A 16429-nucleotide genomic window follows, 5' to 3' on the forward strand; every position below is an offset into this window, starting at 1 on the left:
CTTATGGAAACAAATAAAAATTTTCTTGATGAAATCAATTTCAAAAGTATTTTCCAGAAGCCACTAAAATTATTTGGCTGGTTTTTTCCATTCTTTTTTATTTTAATTTTAGTACTGGGAATTTATTTTGCACAGAATCTGAATCAAATTTCATTTAATGAATTAAATCCCGGTCTAAATGATACAACAAATATTAAAAAAGAAATAGTAGAAAAAAGAGGAATTGTAATACCCCCGATTAATTTTGAGGAGATTAAAAATCCAACTAAAGAAATAATATTGAAAGGGAAAGAACTCTTTGATTCAAATTGTAAATCCTGTCACGGTGAGAATGGTTTAGGGGATGGAATAGCAGGAGCGAATTTAAATCCTAAGCCACGTAATTTCCATTTAAAGGAAGGATGGACAAATGGTCGTACGATTGATGCTATGTATAAAACACTTCAAGAAGGAATTCCCAAAAACGGAATGCCTTCTTATGACTTCTTAAGTCCAATTGATAGATTTAGTATAATTTTGTACATAAGAACATTAGCTGATTTTCCATCAATAACTGATGATCAATTAAAAAATATAGATAATCAGTATAACATTAGTAAAGGGAAAAGTACTCCAAATCAAATTCCAGTGGAAAAAGCGATTAATATCTTGGTAAAAGAAAATTCTTTAATTAGTGAGAAAATAAAATCTTCAAAAAATATGATTCTGACTTCAAATGATGTGGGAGCAAGATTAATAGTTGAAAATGCTAATGACATTGAAAAAATAATCACAACATTTTTATCAAATGAAAATATATCTTTTCCAGATTTTAAGCAGGTTATTAAAGTTTCACAAAATATGGGTTTCAAGCCTTCTATTTGTAGATTGAATGATTCTGAATTAGAACTTGTTTATAAATATCTGAGAGAGAATATTAAATAACATATATACTATGAAAAAAATAAATATAATTTTATTAACAATTTTATTTACAATAAGTTATAAAAATCATTTAAGTAAAAATATAACGCAAACTAATTATGTTGGAATAGATGAACAACTCGGCAAAAAACTCCCCTTAAACTTAAGTTTTGTTACTTCAGAAAATGATACAATTCAATTAAATAAATTGGTTGATAAACCAATACTATTAGCTTTTATTTACTATGAATGCCCGGGTATTTGCAGTCCAATGCTCCACGATGTAGCATGGTTAATAGATAAAATTGATTTAGAGTTAGGTGTAGATTATAAAATAATTTCTTTAAGTATTGATTCAAGAGAAAAACCAGAAATTGCAAATAGATGGAAAAGAAATTATTTACAACTAATTAAAAAGAAAATAAATAAAGATGACTGGATTTTTTTAACAGGCGATAGTTCTAATATCTATAAAATTACAAAAGAAGCAGGATATTTTTTTGAGAAGAATAAAGCAGGACAGATAATACATCCTGCAGTTTTAATTACATTATCTCCGGATGGTAAGATAGTACGTTATATTTTAGGACCAACATTTAATCCTTTTGATGTAAAAATGGCTTTAATTGAAGCAAAAGCAGGAATTAGTAGACCTACTGTTACAAAAGTTTTAGAGTTGTGTTATAGTTACGACCCGGAAGGGAAAAAGTATGCTTTTAATTTTTTAAGAGTAAGTGGGATAATTATTCTTTTCTTTATAGGAATTTTTTTACTGATTTTATTGTTAAAAAGTAAAAAGAAAATGGAGCAATAGAAAAAGATGTCAAATGGTACAATAGCAGTAAATGAAAGAGACTTTTATAACACAAGCACAAATAGATTTTCTGGTATTCTTTCATGGTTATTAACAACAGACCATAAAAGAATTGGTTTGATGTATCTCGTTTCGATATTGTTTTTCTTTTTAGTTGGTGTAATACTTGGTGTTCTAATGAGACTTGAACTTATGACACCAGGTAGAACTATTATGAGTGCACAAGAATATAATGCATTGTTTACGCTACATGGTGTCATAATGATTTTTCTTTTTATAATTCCAGGGCTACCAGCTATATTTGGCAATTTCTTTCTTCCGATTCAAATTGGAGCAAGAGATGTTGCTTTTCCAAGATTAAATTTATTATCGTATTACATTTATGTTGTTGGTGCAATACTTGCTCTTATTTCATTATTTAGACCTGGCGGACCAATAGATACCGGATGGACATTTTATATTCCTTATAGTGTTAGAACAACATCAAATGTTTCTTTAGCAATTTTTGCTGCATTTGTTTTAGGCTTTTCATCTATTCTTACTGGAATAAATTTTATAACCACAGTTCATCGATTAAGAGCACCGGGCATGACCTTTTTCAGAATGCCATTATTTGTCTGGGCAACTTATGCAACTGCCTGGATACAGGTTATAGCAACTCCAGTTGTTGGAATTACAATTTTACTTGTTATAATTGAAAGATCTTTTAATGTAGGAATATTTGATCCTGCACTTGGAGGTGATCCTTTATTGTTTCAACATTTGTTCTGGATCTACTCACATCCAGCAGTTTATATTATGATTTTACCAGCTATGGGTGTTGTATCGGAAATTATTCCAACATTTTCAAGAAGAACAATATTTGGTTATAAAGCAATAGCTATGTCAAGTCTTGCAATTGCATTTATAGGTTATCTTGTATGGGCACATCATATGTTTACCAGTGGAATGAGTGATACTGCAAGATGGATTTTTTCATTACTTACATTTTTAGTAGCAGTTCCAAGTGGTGTTAAGATTTTTAATTGGGTTGCAACTATGTACAAGGGTTCAATTGATATTCAACCACCATTTTTGTGGGTAATGACTTTTATATTTTTATTTTCGATTGGTGGATTAACTGGATTGGTTTTAGGTTCTCTGGCAACAGATATACATCTTCACGATACATATTTTGTTGTGGCACATTTTCATTATGTGATGTTTGGTGGTACAGGAACAATTTTCTTCGCAGCTCTACATTACTGGTTTCCTAAAATGTTTGGTCGAATGTATAATAAAAAATTAGCTTATATAACAGTCCCATTTTTCTTTATTGGTTTCAATATGTTATACTTTACAAAATTTATTATGGGCTATATGGGAATGCCAAGAAGATATTATGATTATTTACCAGAATTTGCAAAGTTGCAATTAATTTCAACAATAGGCTCATGGATTTTAGCTGGTTCTATATTTTTTATGGTTGGTTATTTATTGTATGCACTGTTTAAAGGTCCAAAAGCAGATTCAAATCCCTGGGGAGGAGCTACTCTGGAATGGCAAATTCCTTCACCACCACCACTTGAGAACTTTAAGACGATCCCTGTGATTAATCATGACCCATATGATTTTACTCAGCTTAAGGAGAAAACAGATGAATGAAAATCTTAATACAGTAACTATGTCGCACGAACATTCTCATATCGATAAGATTGGTGCTAAAATGGGAATGTGGCTTTTTTTGTTTACTGAAGTTTTATTATTTGGTGGATTGTTCTTAGCATATGCTTTATATCGATATCAATATAGTATTGATTTTCATATTGCTGGAATGGAATTAAATACATTGATTGGAACATTCAATACTATCATACTATTAACCAGTAGTTTGACAATGGCTCTTTCTATTGCTTTCATCCAGAAAGGGAATAAGTTATTATCTATACTTTTTTTAATCTCAACAATATTACTTGCTTTAATATTCCTTGTTAATAAATATTTTGAATGGACAGCTAAATTTGAACATGGAATTTACCCAGGCTCTAATGAGTTATTAAATAGACCAAACGGACAAATATTATTTTTTGGATTGTATTATGTTATGACAGGCTTACATGCACTTCATGTTATAATTGGCATCATAATTTTATCATTCATGTTATTCTTTTTGATAAGAAATAAAATTACCAAAGACAATAATATAAAACTTGAAAATTCTGGTTTATACTGGCATCTTGTCGATTTAATCTGGATTTTTTTATTCCCATTATTTTATCTAATTCAGTGAGGCAAAATGAAAAATCATAATAATCATATAAGTATTCTAACTTATGTTATTGTTTGGATATCTTTGCTTGCTCTCACATCAATTACTGTTACAGTAGCAGGTCTAAATCTCGAAAAATATACTTTGTTTATTGCTCTGATTATAGCATCAATAAAGTCTGCTCTTGTGATAAATATATTTATGCATATCAAATTTGATGAGCCAATATTTAAGGTATTTCTGGCTCTCAGCGGAACAACTTTAATAATATTATTCGTTCTAACATTTTTCGATATTATTTATAGATGAGGTAAATAAATGTCGTCTGCACCATCTTTACATACTGAAACTGTAGATTTTGTAATGTTATATATAGTAAGTATAGCTGTTATACTTTTACTTGGTGTTACTATAACTATGATTTACTTTGTAATTAAGTATAACAGAAACAAAGGTCACAAACCAGTTGATGTACATGGAAATATCTGGCTGGAAATTACATGGGTTATCATTCCAACGATAATAGCATTGTCGATGTTTTATTTTGGTTATACTGGATTCAAGAAAATCAGGTATATCCCGAAAGATGCATTTGTGATTAAAGTTACTGCAAAAATGTGGCAATGGGAATTTAAATATCCAAATAATAAAGTTACTGATACTTTATATGTACCTGTTAACAAACCAATTAAATTAGAGATGACTTCTTCTGATGTTAATCATTCATTTTATATACCAGCTTTTAGAATTAAAGAAGATGCAATATATGGCAGGACAACTTATTTAGCTTTTACACCCAGTAAAATTGGTGATTATGATGTTGCATGTGCAGAATATTGTGGCTTGGGACATTCAATGATGTATACCAAGGTAAAAGTTTTATCAAAAGAAGATTTTGATTTTTGGTTAAATAAGAATTAATAATGATAAAAAAAATTTTAAACTATATTAAGTTACTTCTTGAGTTATGCAAATTTAAAATTACTTCTTTCGTAGCTCTTTCTACTTTTGTTGGATATATTCTTTATTCCAAAGAATTATCCATAAATATGATATTACCAGTAATTGGAGTTTTTATTTTAGCTTGTGGTTCTTCATCTTTAAATCATTATCAGGAAAGATTTACAGATGCTTTAATGAGTAGAACATGCAAAAGACCAATCCCTTCAGGTAGAATAAGTGCTAATCATGCTTTAATTTTATCTATTGCTATTATAATTATTTCCTTAACAATAATTTACTTTACAACAAATATTGTTTCGTTAATTTTAAGTTTACTGGCACTTATCTGGTATAATTTCTTTTACACACCACTTAAGAAAAAAATTGCAATGGCAGTAGTACCTGGTTCATTAATTGGTGCTTTACCACCAATGATTGGTTATACATCAGCAGGAGGGTCACCATTTGATTATCAAATTCTGGCTTTAGCTTTATTTTTCTTTATCTGGCAAATTCCACATTTCTGGTTATTACTTCTAATCTTTAATAATGATTATCAGAAAGCAAATTTCCCGACTTTAACTAAAATATTTTCTAATGAGCAATTATCGAGAATTACTTTTATATGGATTGTCTCTCTTTCAGTTTGTAGCTATTTTATTTTTTTACTTGATTATTCGTTCAAGATCTATTCCGTTATTGCTCTAATTGTTTTATCAATCTGGCTTATAATAGAATCAAGTAGACTATTATTAAAATATTCAGAAAAAAGTTTTTTAAAAGAAACTTTCCTTCGTATTAATTTATATGTCCTTGCTGTAATTACAGTTATATCAATTGATAGATTATTATTTAAAGAAATATAACGGGAAGAAATATGGAGCTTATCGATAAAATTATTTTACCACAATCTGCACAACATTTATTGTTACTCAAATATATTCTTGTTCTGACATTTATATTGTTTATTTCTTATGCAAGTTTGTTATTTGGCTCGTTTATTTTATCAATTATATTTGAACAAAAGAGTAAAAAGCAAAATAATCTTACATATAAAAAAGTTTCTATTGAATTAATTGATCTTATTACTTTTAATAAAGGAATAGCTTTCTCATTGGGTATCATACCATTATTGAGTTCAGCTTTTTGCTATGCACAATTGCTTCATTTATCTGGTTTAATTGTTACAGAAGCAATATTTATTTCAACTTTTTTATTTTTCTTGGCATTGATATCTATATACACATACAAGCATGCAATTCATATAAAAAATGCTTTAGATGTTGTAAAAGATTATAATCCCGATGGAAGTGAATCTGATGTTAGAAATTATCTTCTTAAATCAAGCAAGATTATAAATGCAAGTAAAATTCTGGGATTAATATTTATTTTATTATCAACATATTTATTTATAGCTTCTGTTGAGTTTACACAAAATCCTGAAAAGTGGACTAATTCGAATAATTATTCTGGTGTAATTTTTTCCTTTAATGCTTTCATCAACTATATTCAATTCATTCTTATATCACTTGGTTTTACTTCTTTAATTATACTTACAAAAAATAGACAGGCAATAGAACAGGAAGAAAGTTATAAAAATTTTATTCATAATTTTTCACTTAAGCTGGGTTTGATAAGCACAATAACTTTACCTGTCATTATAACTATTACTGTAATTACTAAATCAAAATATTCTCTATCGTATAATTTGTTTAGCTTTACACTTATAGCACTGATTTTAATTCTTTTTGTTAGCATACTATTGTATGTAATGCTTAAGCAGGGGAAAATAAATTATAATTTTATTTCAATCCTTTTATTTGTATTGATAATTGCATTTTTAATTATTAAAGATCAGTATGCATTTAATATAGCTGCAAAAAAACAATTTGTACAATTAGCTGCTAATTATGAATCGTATCAAAAAAAATTATTAGAAGAAACTGGTTTATTGAAAGAGACAATCAGTGGCGAAGAAATATTTAACAGTAAATGTATAGCATGCCATCAATTTGATAAGAAAGTTGTTGGACCACCTTATAATGAGGTACTTCCCAAATATGAAGGTAAAATGGATGAACTCATTAATTTTATTTTAAATCCAGTTAAAGTAAATCCAGATTATCCATCAATGCCAAATCAAGGATTAAAACCAAAAGAAGCTGAGGCAGTTGCGAATTATATTATGAATACTTATAAGAAATAATTTGTAAAGTATTAACATACTTCCTTCTATTTTGTTATCTTTAATTGCTTCTTAAATACTTTTTAATTTATGATTACTGTATTAGATTCTATAAAATTATCAACTGAATACTTAGAGAAAAAAGGGGTTGAATCTCCAAGATTGAATGCAGAGTTGTTATTGGCAGATATTCTTAATTGCAAAAGGCTCGATTTATATTTGAAATATGATCAACCATTATCCGAAGATGAAATTAATAAGTACAGAGAATATATTTCCAGACGAGCTAAAAGAGAACCACTTCAATATATAATTGGAAAAGTCGATTTTTTTGGATTGGAACTGAAGATAAATAAGTCTGTGCTAATTCCACGACCTGAAACCGAAATTTTAGTTGAAACAATCATTAATAGAGAAAAAGATAAAAATTCATTACTGATACTGGATATTGGAACAGGTAGTGGTAATATTGCTATTGCTCTTGCAAAAAGTCTTTCTCAAAGCAAAATTGTTGCTGTTGATATATCGAACGAAGCATTGAAGGTTGCTGAAGAAAATGTTAATAAACATAATGTTATAAATCAAATAGAATTAGTAAGAAAAAATATTTTAGAAGACACTAATTTCTATAATCTAAAGTTTGATATTATAGTTTCCAACCCACCTTATGTAAGTATTAATGAATATCAATCACTGCAGGAAGAAATAATTCTTTATGAACCACAAATTGCTGTCACAGATAATGATGATGGATTAAAATTTTATAGAAAAATTTCTGAGATTGCAGATAAAAATTTAAAAACAGGTGGAAGAATATATCTTGAAATTGGAGCAGGTAGAAGTGAACAAATTGAAAATATTCTGACTACTACTGGATTTAGCAATATTCAATTTGTAAAAGATTATCAACAAATAAATAGAATTGTTTACGGGATAAAAATATGAGAGCACTTGTACAGAGAGTTACAGAAGGTTCTGTAGAAATTAAAGAAGCAAATTATTATGCATCAATAGGAAAAGGTATGGTTATTCTTCTCGGTGTTAAAGAAGGAGATACTGATGAAGATATGATTTTTGTTGCTGATAAGTGTTCGAATTTAAGAATATTCGAAGATGAAAATGGTAAAATGAATTTATCTTTGAAAGATATCAATGGTGAAGTTCTTGTTATCTCTCAATTTACACTTTATGGCGATGCAAGACGTGGTAATCGTCCCAGTTTTTCTGATGCAGCTAAACCTGAAATTGCAGAACAGCTTTATAATAAATTTATTGAAAGAATGAAACATAATTTAGGCGATGATAAAGTTAAAAGTGGAATTTTTGCTGCAATGATGCTTGTAAAAATTTTTAATGATGGACCAGTAACAATTTTAGTTGAATCAAAATAATATGCACTCAACTTTAATGATATTCATTGATGGTGTTGGTATTGGTAAAAAAGATTATCAATACAATCCTTTCTTTAAGTACCAGTTTAAAATGTTTACAGAAACAATTGGTGAAATTCCCCATCTTGAAAAACCAGAAATATCTGTTAATGGAATAAATGTGTTCCCAGTTGATGCTTTACTTGGTGTTCCTGATATACCATTAAGTGGAACAGGACAAACATCAATATTTTGTGGAATTAATGCTCAAAAAATATTAAGTAAACATTTTGGTCCATATCCCCATTCATCATTAATTCCGTTGATTAAAGAAAAAAATATCTTTAAAGAATTCTTAAAAAGAAAAAAGAAAGTAACTTTTGTTAATGCATATCCAAAAGTATTCTTTGATTATGTGAAAAAAGGGAATAGAATTTTAAGTACAACAACTTTAAGTTGTCTTTTGAGTAATATTAGATTAAATAAGATAAAAGATATTCACGATGGAAAGGCTTTAAGTGCAGATATTGAAAATTATAGATTAATAAGTAAAATGAATTATAAACTTCCATTATATACTCCTGAAAAAGCAGCAAAACGGTTATTAAGAATTGCTGGTGAAAATCACTTTACTCTTTTTGAATATTTTTATACAGATCATCTTGGTCACGGAAGAAATTTAGAATTGTTCGATAGAACAATTAATGTTCTGGACAATTTCATTTTATACATATTGAAAAATCTTCCTTTAAATATGACTTTAATCATCTGTTCAGATCACGGTAACTTTGAAGATTTATCGATTAAAGCTCACACACTTAATCCAGCATTGGGACTTACAGCTGGCAAATATGCAAATGAATTATCAAAAAAAATTAAAAAACTTTATCACATTAAACCAGCAATTCTGGAGCTTTATGAGTGACTAATTATCCGCTAATAAAATTTGTCTTGTTTTTTATTTGCGGTTATTTACTTCAGGCAATCTTTAATCTTAATCAGGATATTCTTTTCTACCTGTCAATTATATCTTTAGCAATTCTATTTGTTTTTCAATTATTAAGTAATGAATCTATATCGTTCATAAAACAGTTATTTATTCTGATAACAATTGTTATTGTAAGTGGATTTTACTATTCAATTCTTCATAAGCAAAAAGTTTCTTATCCATTTTCACTTCCCAGATATTCAAATGTTATTGCAATAGGCGAAATAAAAAATATAGAGTTGATAAAAAATGAAAGAGTTTCATTTTCATTAAGAGCAGATACAATAATCATAAATGATAATATTATCAAAAAACAAATTAATCTTTTATGTTCATTAAATGATAGTGAAGAAAAACTGAGAAAAAAATATGATTCAATTAAAATAGGCAATTATGTTATAATAACTGGTAATATTATTAAGCCTCGAGATAAAAGAAATATCGGTGAATTTGATTATGAAAATTATTTGAATAACAGACAAATACACGCATTGTTGAATGTTTATGGTACTCATAATTTGAAAATAATATCTTACAAACAAAAACCTTTAGCAAATTTAATTTTTGATATTAGGAAAAATATTGATGATGTATTAACTAAGTACCATAACAAAAATACATTGGCTTTATTAAGGGGATTATTGCTCGCTGATAGGAGTCTTATTAATTATGACATTAAAAATGAATTTATTAATACTGGTGTGATACATGTACTTGCAGTATCAGGTTTACATGTAGGCTTTATTTCTTTGATATTTATCATTTTATTTCAAAGGTTAAATCCTTATTTGAAATATTCATTTACAATTTTCGGATTGATTTTATTTATGATAATTACTGGTGCACCAGCATCGGTGACTCGTGCAACTATAATGGCTATTGTCATAATTATAAGTTTGATGACTGGCAGGAGATATAACAGTTTTAATGCAATTGCTCTTTCAGCTTTTATAATTTTACTTATTAATCCAGATGAACTTTTTAATTCAGGATTTCAATTATCTTTTGCGGCGGTAATTTCTATACTTGTTTTTTATCCAATTTTAAATAAGCTAATAGCCAATTCAAAAATTAACTCGAAGATTTTAAAAAATATTCTTTTATACATTGCGGTTTCTTTAGCAGCACAAATTGGAACAATTCCTTTAGTTCTCAGCTACTTTAATAAATTATCCATTGTTTCATTGATTGCAAATCTTATAATAATACCATTAATTGGTTTTACAATTGGATTAGGTTTAGTAACGATACTCGTTGCATTTATTATTCCTGCAATTGCTAATTATTATGCATCCGCAAATGAATTAGTAACTTATTTTATATTATTTAGCATAAATAAATTGAATAACTTTCCGTATGCATATATAACTGTAAATCAATTCAAACTTTTTGATTCAGTTATTTTTTACTCGTGTTTATTGTACACTACAATTTTCTTAAAGAAAGTACATTCAATATACCTGAAGCTAATTGTAATATTCCTGATTTTTTGTAATCTATATTTATGGTCTAAAATTAATGATGTAAATTTTTTACCTGATAATTATTTATCCATAATGGCTATTGATGTAGGACAGGGAGATTCTTTTCTAATAAAATTTCCGAATGGTAAAACTGCATTGATTGATGCTGGAAATGCAAATAAATATTTTGATTCTGGTAAAAATATAATTTTGCCTTTACTTGAAAGACTTGGTATCAATTGTATTGATTATGGTTTTGTAAGTCATATTGATGCAGACCATTGTAAAGGATTTTATTCTTTAATCAAGATGAAAAAAATAAGAACCATTTATAAACCTGCAATAGATTCATCTGATAGAGATGATGTTAATTTTGAGAAATATTTAAGAAATCATTCAATCCCTTATAAATATTATAATGGAAATGTTATAAAATTTAAAGAAGCTCGTATCTACATTTTAAGTGATTCAAACATTATGAAAAATAGTATAGTTAGTTCAAATGAAAGAAGTGGAGTAATAAAATTAGTCTATGGAAATACATCATTTTTGTTTACTGGTGATATCAATTCAAAAGTAGAAAGATTATTTGTTATTAAATATCAAGATTTCATTAAATCAAATGTGTTGAAAGTTAGTCATCATGGAAGTAGAACAGGAACAAGTGAAATCTTTCTGAATTATGTGAAACCAGATTATGCTATAATTTCAGCTGGAGTTGCAAATAGATTTTATCATCCTCATATTGAAGTACTTGATAGATTAAAGAAAAGAAATATAAAAATTCATCGAACAGATAAAGAAGGTGCTATATTAATGCGTTCAGATGGTTCGAAAGTTAACTATGTTAATTGGAAAAAGCTTGATAACAGCTTTATATTTTGAAACCAAAAATTAATTGTTAATTATTAATGACAATAATTACTAAAAAATCATATTCAGATCCTTCCAAAAAACTCTGCGAGATATTTCATGAATGTGTATAAAGATTATTCCTTAAAACATTTCAATACATTTAATCTTGATGTAAAAACAAAATATTATTATGAAGTATTTGATGAGAACGAATTAAAAGATATAATAAAAGTAATTCAAGGTGCTAACAATTTTCTTATTCTTGGATCAGGTAGCAATATTTTATTCACAAAAGACTTTGATGGCATTGTCATAAAATATAAGAGAAATGATATTGAAATATTACATGAATCTGAAAATGATGTTCTTATTTCAGCAGATGCAAATGTTATATGGGATGATTTAGTGAATTATGCTGTTAATAAAAATTATTATGGTTTGGAGAATCTTTCACTAATACCTGGAACTGTAGGAGCTGCTCCAGTTCAAAATATTGGAGCTTATGGTGTTGAAGTTAGTAATGTTATTGAATTTGTTGAAGGTTATAAAATAAGTAGCGGAGAGAAAAAGATTTTATATAAAGAAGATTGTGCCTTTGCATATCGAGATAGCATTTTCAAAAATGAATTTAAAAATAATTTTATTATTACCAGAGTGACTTTTAGACTCAGTAAAGAAAAGAAAATAAATGTTAGTTATCGTGATCTTCAAAATTATTTTAAGGATGTTAGTATTAATCTAATTACTGCAAGCGATATTAGAGAAGCAGTAATAAAAATTAGAAAAAGTAAACTCCCAGATTTAGCTTTATTCGGAAATGCAGGTAGTTTCTTTAAAAATCCAGAAGTGCCTATTACTACGCTTGAGTTGATAAGAAAAGATTATACCGATTTACCTTTTCATAAAATTAATGATAAATACAAAATACCTGCTGCATGGTTAATTGAAAAATGTGGCTTTAAAGGGAAACGAATTGGTAATGTAGGTACATACGAAAAACAGGCTCTTGTTATAATCAATTATGGGAATGCAACAGGTGAAGAAATTAAAAATTTCGCTGATGAAATAAAGAAAGCAGTGTATAATAAATTTAATATCAATCTGGAATATGAAGTAATGATTATTTAATAAATCACTAATACAATTTCGAGGATTAAAATGAAATCGTCTAATTCAGAAAATATTCTAAAGAAAACTATTAATGAAATAACACAACCATTTAAGGATTTATTTCATACATCCAGAGCATTACTTGGTGTAAATCTTTCTTATGTGCTCGAAGGCTTAACATATTTTGGTGTAGTTGGATTACTTGCTATTTACTTTAATGAATATATCAAACTTGATGATATACGTGCTGGAAATATGGTTGGTTTTTTAACTGCTGGAATAACTTTGAGCATGCTTTTTCTTGGTGCAACTGTAGATTGGATTGGTTTGCGTAAATCACTTCTAATTGCATTATCATTTATGCTTATAGGAAGAATTTTAATAACAATAGCACCTAATATTGGAATGCCAGGTTTATGGAATTCAGCACATATAATTTCAATGCTTGGAATTTTAGGAATAATACTTGGATATGGAATTTATCAACCTGCCTGTTATGCTGGTGTAAAAAAATTAACAACTGAAAAAACAGCAGCAATGGGATATGCAATGTTATATGCATTAATGAATCTCGGTGGATTTCTTCCAGGATTAATTTCGCCACCAGTAAGAAAAGCATATTCTATTCTTGGTGTTTTCTGGGTTTATGTTGCTTTGACTGTAGTTGGTATCTTAATAGTTTATTTTGTTATTACGAAAAAAGCATATGAAACAGCAATTCAAGAAGTTGCAAAAGATTCTTCTAATAAAGTAGAAGACGACGATAGTTTAAATAAAATGACCTTGAAAGAAAAAGTACAATTTTACATAAAAAATTTCCCATTAAAAGATAAAAGATTTTTATACTTCATTTTTATATTGATTCCAGTTCAAACATTATTTGCTCATAACTGGCTTACGCTTCCACAGTATACAAGTCGTGCATTTGAAGGATTTGTTCAGGATAATTTTGAATTTTTTGTCAATCTTAATCCAATTCTAATTTTCATTTTAACTCCAATGGTTGCAGCATTTACATCAAATAAAAATACTTATAATATGATGATAATTGGAACATTTGTAATGGCTACACCAACTTTTATACTTGCTTTAGGCCCAAGCATAAATACATTGATGGCATATTTGATTTTAATGACAATTGGTGAAGCAATGTGGCAACCAAGATTTTTGCAATGGGTAGCAGAAATAGCTCCAAAAAATATGACTGGTATTTATATGGGAATTGGACAATTTCCATGGTTCTTAACTAAAATTATAACAAGTCTTTATTCTGGATGGTTTTTAATGAAATTTTGTCCTGCTGGAGTACCACCATCACAAATGAATACAGAGTTAATGTGGTTTATTTATGGTCTTATTGCAATTATTTCTCCTCTTGGATTATTTATTGCTCGTAAATGGATGTTGAAAGGATTTAAAACAAAATATGGTGAATAATTGAATTTTCCTCTCTACATACATTTTGCTTTAATATTATTAACATTGTATGGAATTGCTGTAGGAAGTTTTCCACAATTTAGAATGAATCGTGCTACAATTGCACTTGTGGGAGCTACGTGTTTAATATTTACTAATGCTATATCTCTTAGTCAAGCATATGATGCTATTGATATGGATACAATTCTTTTACTTTTTGCAATGATGGTAATTAATGGAAATTTAAGAATCGCTGGATTTTTTAAGTTAATTACTTTGAAAATTATTAACCTTGCAAAAACTCCATTTCATTTATTAATATTAATAACATTTTCATCAGGCTTATTATCTGCATTCTTCTTAAATGATACAATTGTAATAGTTTTTACTCCACTAATTATTGAAATCACAAAAACCTTAAAGAGAAATGCCATTCCATATTTAATTGCACTTGTAACATCAGCTAACATTGGCTCATCTGCAACTATAATTGGTAATCCACAAAATATGATTATTGGAATATCTTCAAAAATACCTTTCTTAAAATATGCAATTTATGAATCCGTACCTTCTTTAGCTGGATTGATAATAGTAATCTTTGTTATATCAATTATTTACAAAAGCGAGTTTAAAAAAATTTACTTCAATAAGATTGAAATAGAAGAAATAAAACCTTACAGACCTTTATTGATAAAGAGCATTTTATCATCAACTCTAATGATTATAGCTTTCATTTCAGGAATGTCGATTTCATTAGCTGCTCTGGGTGGTGCGAGTTTACTTTTAATTACAAGAAGATTAAAACCAGAACGTGTTTTTAGAGAAATAGATTGGTCATTATTAATATTTTTTTCGTCATTGTTTGTGGTTACTAAGTCTATTGATACTTCTGGAATTGGGGAATATTTAAAATTAACAATTCAACCATATTTAACTAAGTCAGTAATGTCATTAGCAATATCAGCAACATTCTTAAGCAACCTCGTCTCGAATGTTCCAGCAGTTCTTCTTCTAAAACCAGTTATTGAAGTTATGGAAAATAGAGAACAGGCATGGTTGGTACTGGGAATGGCTTCTACATTTGCTGGAAATCTTACACTAATTGGTTCAGTAGCAAATTTAATTGTGGTAGAATCAGCAAGAAAGCAATTTATTAATATTACCTTTCTTAATTATTTGAAAGCAGGTCTTGTTATTACAATACTCTCATTAACAATTGGAATTTTATGGTTTGATTTTGTTTTTTGATTATTCTATTGAAACTTCTTTTTTACATTTTAGTTTATGAGTAGATAAAATGGATTATTGTATTATGATACATTAAAACAGAAGCGATCTGTTGTACATCGTTAGGCTAAACAACCTAACTTCACAACAGACCGCTTCAAAATTTATATGTAAGTTAAGAACTTAGAGAAAATTTCCCAAGCTTTAATTAAAGCTCACCAATCGAGCATATAAGTCCTTTGAAACTGAATAGGAATTAATTTCAATTTAATAAAGCAATTATTTATAACAATGATTTCAAATTCTTGATTTTGTTATTATATGAGATAATCTTTAAAAAGATTGAAACTTATGCAAGTTATAAGAAAATATTATGAAAAGATTCGTCCTACAGGCATCTAATAATAAAGTAAATAAGGTTAAGATAAATTGAATATTTCTTGAATAAAATAGTTTGAAAAGACTTTTAATGATTTATTAAAGTTAATAAAATTAATTTATTCAAAAATTTTTATTAAAAACACTCAATAAATTTTAAAATTTTACGAAAATATATATGGGATATTAATAATTATTTAAGGAAATATAATGTCGAGATTAATTTCTGTTGATGAAATTAAAGATGGAATGATTCTGGCAGAAGCTATTCAAAATCGCTTTGGTCATACGTTGTTAGGAGCTAATGTAAAGTTAGAAGAAAAGCATGTGCGATTTTTAAAATCATGTGGTATTCAAACTATTTATATAGTTGATGATAGTGAAAATGGATCAAAAAAAGAATATGATGATCAGGCATTAGAAAAAGCAAAATCAATTTTAAGTCAAAGAATTAACTGGAAGCCTAAAAATGATTATGAAGAAGAATTGATTGAACTTGCTACTCAACATATTCTCGAAAAAATTTAATT

At 27.8% G+C, this 16429-nt stretch carries 16 protein-coding genes; all 16 read left to right on the forward strand.

The window, feature by feature from the left end; genetic code table 11:
• The first annotated feature begins 3 nt into the window (after nt 1-3).
• The 16 genes from VJY38_RS09325 to VJY38_RS09400 all read left to right on the forward strand — a co-directional run bounded on the left by VJY38_RS09325 (nt 4) and on the right by VJY38_RS09400 (nt 16427).
• The gene (locus VJY38_RS09325; RefSeq protein ID WP_353680423.1) at nt 4-924 is read left to right on the forward strand and encodes a c-type cytochrome; all 921 of its coding nucleotides are present in this window, start codon (nt 4-6) and stop codon (nt 922-924) included.
• Between the two features lie 10 nt (nt 925-934).
• Nucleotides 935-1717, forward strand: a complete 783-nt coding sequence (locus VJY38_RS09330; protein ID WP_353680424.1) for an SCO family protein — start codon at nt 935-937, stop codon at nt 1715-1717.
• Between the two features lie 6 nt (nt 1718-1723).
• On the forward strand, nt 1724-3361 hold the full coding sequence (gene ctaD / locus VJY38_RS09335; RefSeq protein ID WP_353680425.1) for a cytochrome c oxidase subunit I: 1638 nt from the start codon (nt 1724-1726) through the stop codon (nt 3359-3361).
• Nucleotides 3354-3986: a cytochrome c oxidase subunit 3 family protein gene (locus VJY38_RS09340; RefSeq protein WP_353680426.1), complete on the forward strand. Its 633-nt coding sequence runs from the start codon at nt 3354-3356 to the stop codon at nt 3984-3986. Before ctaD ends, VJY38_RS09340 begins: the two co-directional genes overlap by 8 nt.
• 6 nt (nt 3987-3992) lie before the next feature.
• Nucleotides 3993-4274: a cytochrome C oxidase subunit IV family protein gene (locus VJY38_RS09345; protein ID WP_353680427.1), complete on the forward strand. Its 282-nt coding sequence runs from the start codon at nt 3993-3995 to the stop codon at nt 4272-4274.
• A gap of 9 nt (nt 4275-4283) precedes the next feature.
• On the forward strand, nt 4284-4886 hold the full coding sequence (coxB, locus tag VJY38_RS09350) for a cytochrome c oxidase subunit II (RefSeq protein WP_353680428.1): 603 nt from the start codon (nt 4284-4286) through the stop codon (nt 4884-4886).
• A 2-nt stretch (nt 4887-4888) separates the two neighbouring features.
• On the forward strand, nt 4889-5773 hold the full coding sequence (locus tag VJY38_RS09355; RefSeq protein WP_353680429.1) for a protoheme IX farnesyltransferase: 885 nt from the start codon (nt 4889-4891) through the stop codon (nt 5771-5773).
• An 11-nt stretch (nt 5774-5784) separates the two neighbouring features.
• Complete coding sequence (locus tag VJY38_RS09360) at nt 5785-7113, forward strand: c-type cytochrome (RefSeq protein WP_353680430.1); 1329 nt, start codon at nt 5785-5787, stop codon at nt 7111-7113.
• A 69-nt stretch (nt 7114-7182) separates the two neighbouring features.
• Nucleotides 7183-8037: a peptide chain release factor N(5)-glutamine methyltransferase gene (gene prmC / locus VJY38_RS09365; protein ID WP_353680431.1), complete on the forward strand. Its 855-nt coding sequence runs from the start codon at nt 7183-7185 to the stop codon at nt 8035-8037.
• Nucleotides 8034-8483, forward strand: coding sequence for a D-aminoacyl-tRNA deacylase (dtd, locus tag VJY38_RS09370; RefSeq protein WP_353680432.1), 450 nt, complete (start codon nt 8034-8036; stop codon nt 8481-8483). The genes prmC and dtd overlap by 4 nt, the downstream gene beginning before the upstream one ends.
• Nucleotide 8484: 1 nt before the next feature.
• Nucleotides 8485-9387, forward strand: coding sequence for an alkaline phosphatase family protein (locus VJY38_RS09375; protein WP_353680433.1), 903 nt, complete (start codon nt 8485-8487; stop codon nt 9385-9387).
• Nucleotides 9384-11798 (forward strand): DNA internalization-related competence protein ComEC/Rec2, encoded by a 2415-nt coding sequence (locus tag VJY38_RS09380; RefSeq protein ID WP_353680434.1) that lies wholly within the window; start codon nt 9384-9386, stop codon nt 11796-11798. Before VJY38_RS09375 ends, VJY38_RS09380 begins: the two co-directional genes overlap by 4 nt.
• Before the next feature lie 87 nt (nt 11799-11885).
• Nucleotides 11886-12896, forward strand: coding sequence for a UDP-N-acetylmuramate dehydrogenase (gene murB, locus VJY38_RS09385; protein WP_353680435.1), 1011 nt, complete (start codon nt 11886-11888; stop codon nt 12894-12896).
• Between the two features lie 30 nt (nt 12897-12926).
• Nucleotides 12927-14315, forward strand: a complete 1389-nt coding sequence (locus VJY38_RS09390) for an MFS transporter (protein WP_353680436.1) — start codon at nt 12927-12929, stop codon at nt 14313-14315.
• Nucleotides 14316-15542 carry an anion transporter gene (locus VJY38_RS09395; RefSeq protein WP_353680437.1) on the forward strand — a complete coding sequence of 409 codons (1227 nt, stop codon included), beginning with the start codon at nt 14316-14318 and terminating at the stop codon, nt 15540-15542.
• A gap of 567 nt (nt 15543-16109) precedes the next feature.
• A complete protein-coding gene (locus VJY38_RS09400; RefSeq protein ID WP_353680438.1) occupies nt 16110-16427 on the forward strand; it encodes a hypothetical protein in 318 nt (105 codons plus the stop codon).
• The last annotated feature ends 2 nt before the right edge of the window (nt 16428-16429 follow it).

This window comes from Rosettibacter firmus, assembly GCF_036860695.1.
Taxonomy (GTDB): domain Bacteria; phylum Bacteroidota; class Ignavibacteria; order Ignavibacteriales; family Melioribacteraceae; genus Rosettibacter; species Rosettibacter firmus.

What these genes read in the sequence shown, in the direction of transcription:
- VJY38_RS09325 (WP_353680423.1), top strand. Translation starts at nt 4, where the DNA reads ATGGAAACAAATAAAAATTTTCTTGATGAAATCAATTTCAAAAGTATT.
- VJY38_RS09330 (WP_353680424.1), top strand. Translation starts at nt 935, where the DNA reads ATGAAAAAAATAAATATAATTTTATTAACAATTTTATTTACAATAAGT.
- ctaD (WP_353680425.1), top strand. Translation starts at nt 1,724, where the DNA reads ATGTCAAATGGTACAATAGCAGTAAATGAAAGAGACTTTTATAACACA.
- VJY38_RS09340 (WP_353680426.1), top strand. Translation starts at nt 3,354, where the DNA reads ATGAATGAAAATCTTAATACAGTAACTATGTCGCACGAACATTCTCAT.
- VJY38_RS09345 (WP_353680427.1), top strand. Translation starts at nt 3,993, where the DNA reads ATGAAAAATCATAATAATCATATAAGTATTCTAACTTATGTTATTGTT.
- coxB (WP_353680428.1), top strand. Translation starts at nt 4,284, where the DNA reads ATGTCGTCTGCACCATCTTTACATACTGAAACTGTAGATTTTGTAATG.
- VJY38_RS09355 (WP_353680429.1), top strand. Translation starts at nt 4,889, where the DNA reads ATGATAAAAAAAATTTTAAACTATATTAAGTTACTTCTTGAGTTATGC.
- VJY38_RS09360 (WP_353680430.1), top strand. Translation starts at nt 5,785, where the DNA reads ATGGAGCTTATCGATAAAATTATTTTACCACAATCTGCACAACATTTA.
- prmC (WP_353680431.1), top strand. Translation starts at nt 7,183, where the DNA reads ATGATTACTGTATTAGATTCTATAAAATTATCAACTGAATACTTAGAG.
- dtd (WP_353680432.1), top strand. Translation starts at nt 8,034, where the DNA reads ATGAGAGCACTTGTACAGAGAGTTACAGAAGGTTCTGTAGAAATTAAA.
- VJY38_RS09375 (WP_353680433.1), top strand. Translation starts at nt 8,485, where the DNA reads ATGCACTCAACTTTAATGATATTCATTGATGGTGTTGGTATTGGTAAA.
- murB (WP_353680435.1), top strand. Translation starts at nt 11,886, where the DNA reads ATGAATGTGTATAAAGATTATTCCTTAAAACATTTCAATACATTTAAT.
- VJY38_RS09390 (WP_353680436.1), top strand. Translation starts at nt 12,927, where the DNA reads ATGAAATCGTCTAATTCAGAAAATATTCTAAAGAAAACTATTAATGAA.
- VJY38_RS09400 (WP_353680438.1), top strand. Translation starts at nt 16,110, where the DNA reads ATGTCGAGATTAATTTCTGTTGATGAAATTAAAGATGGAATGATTCTG.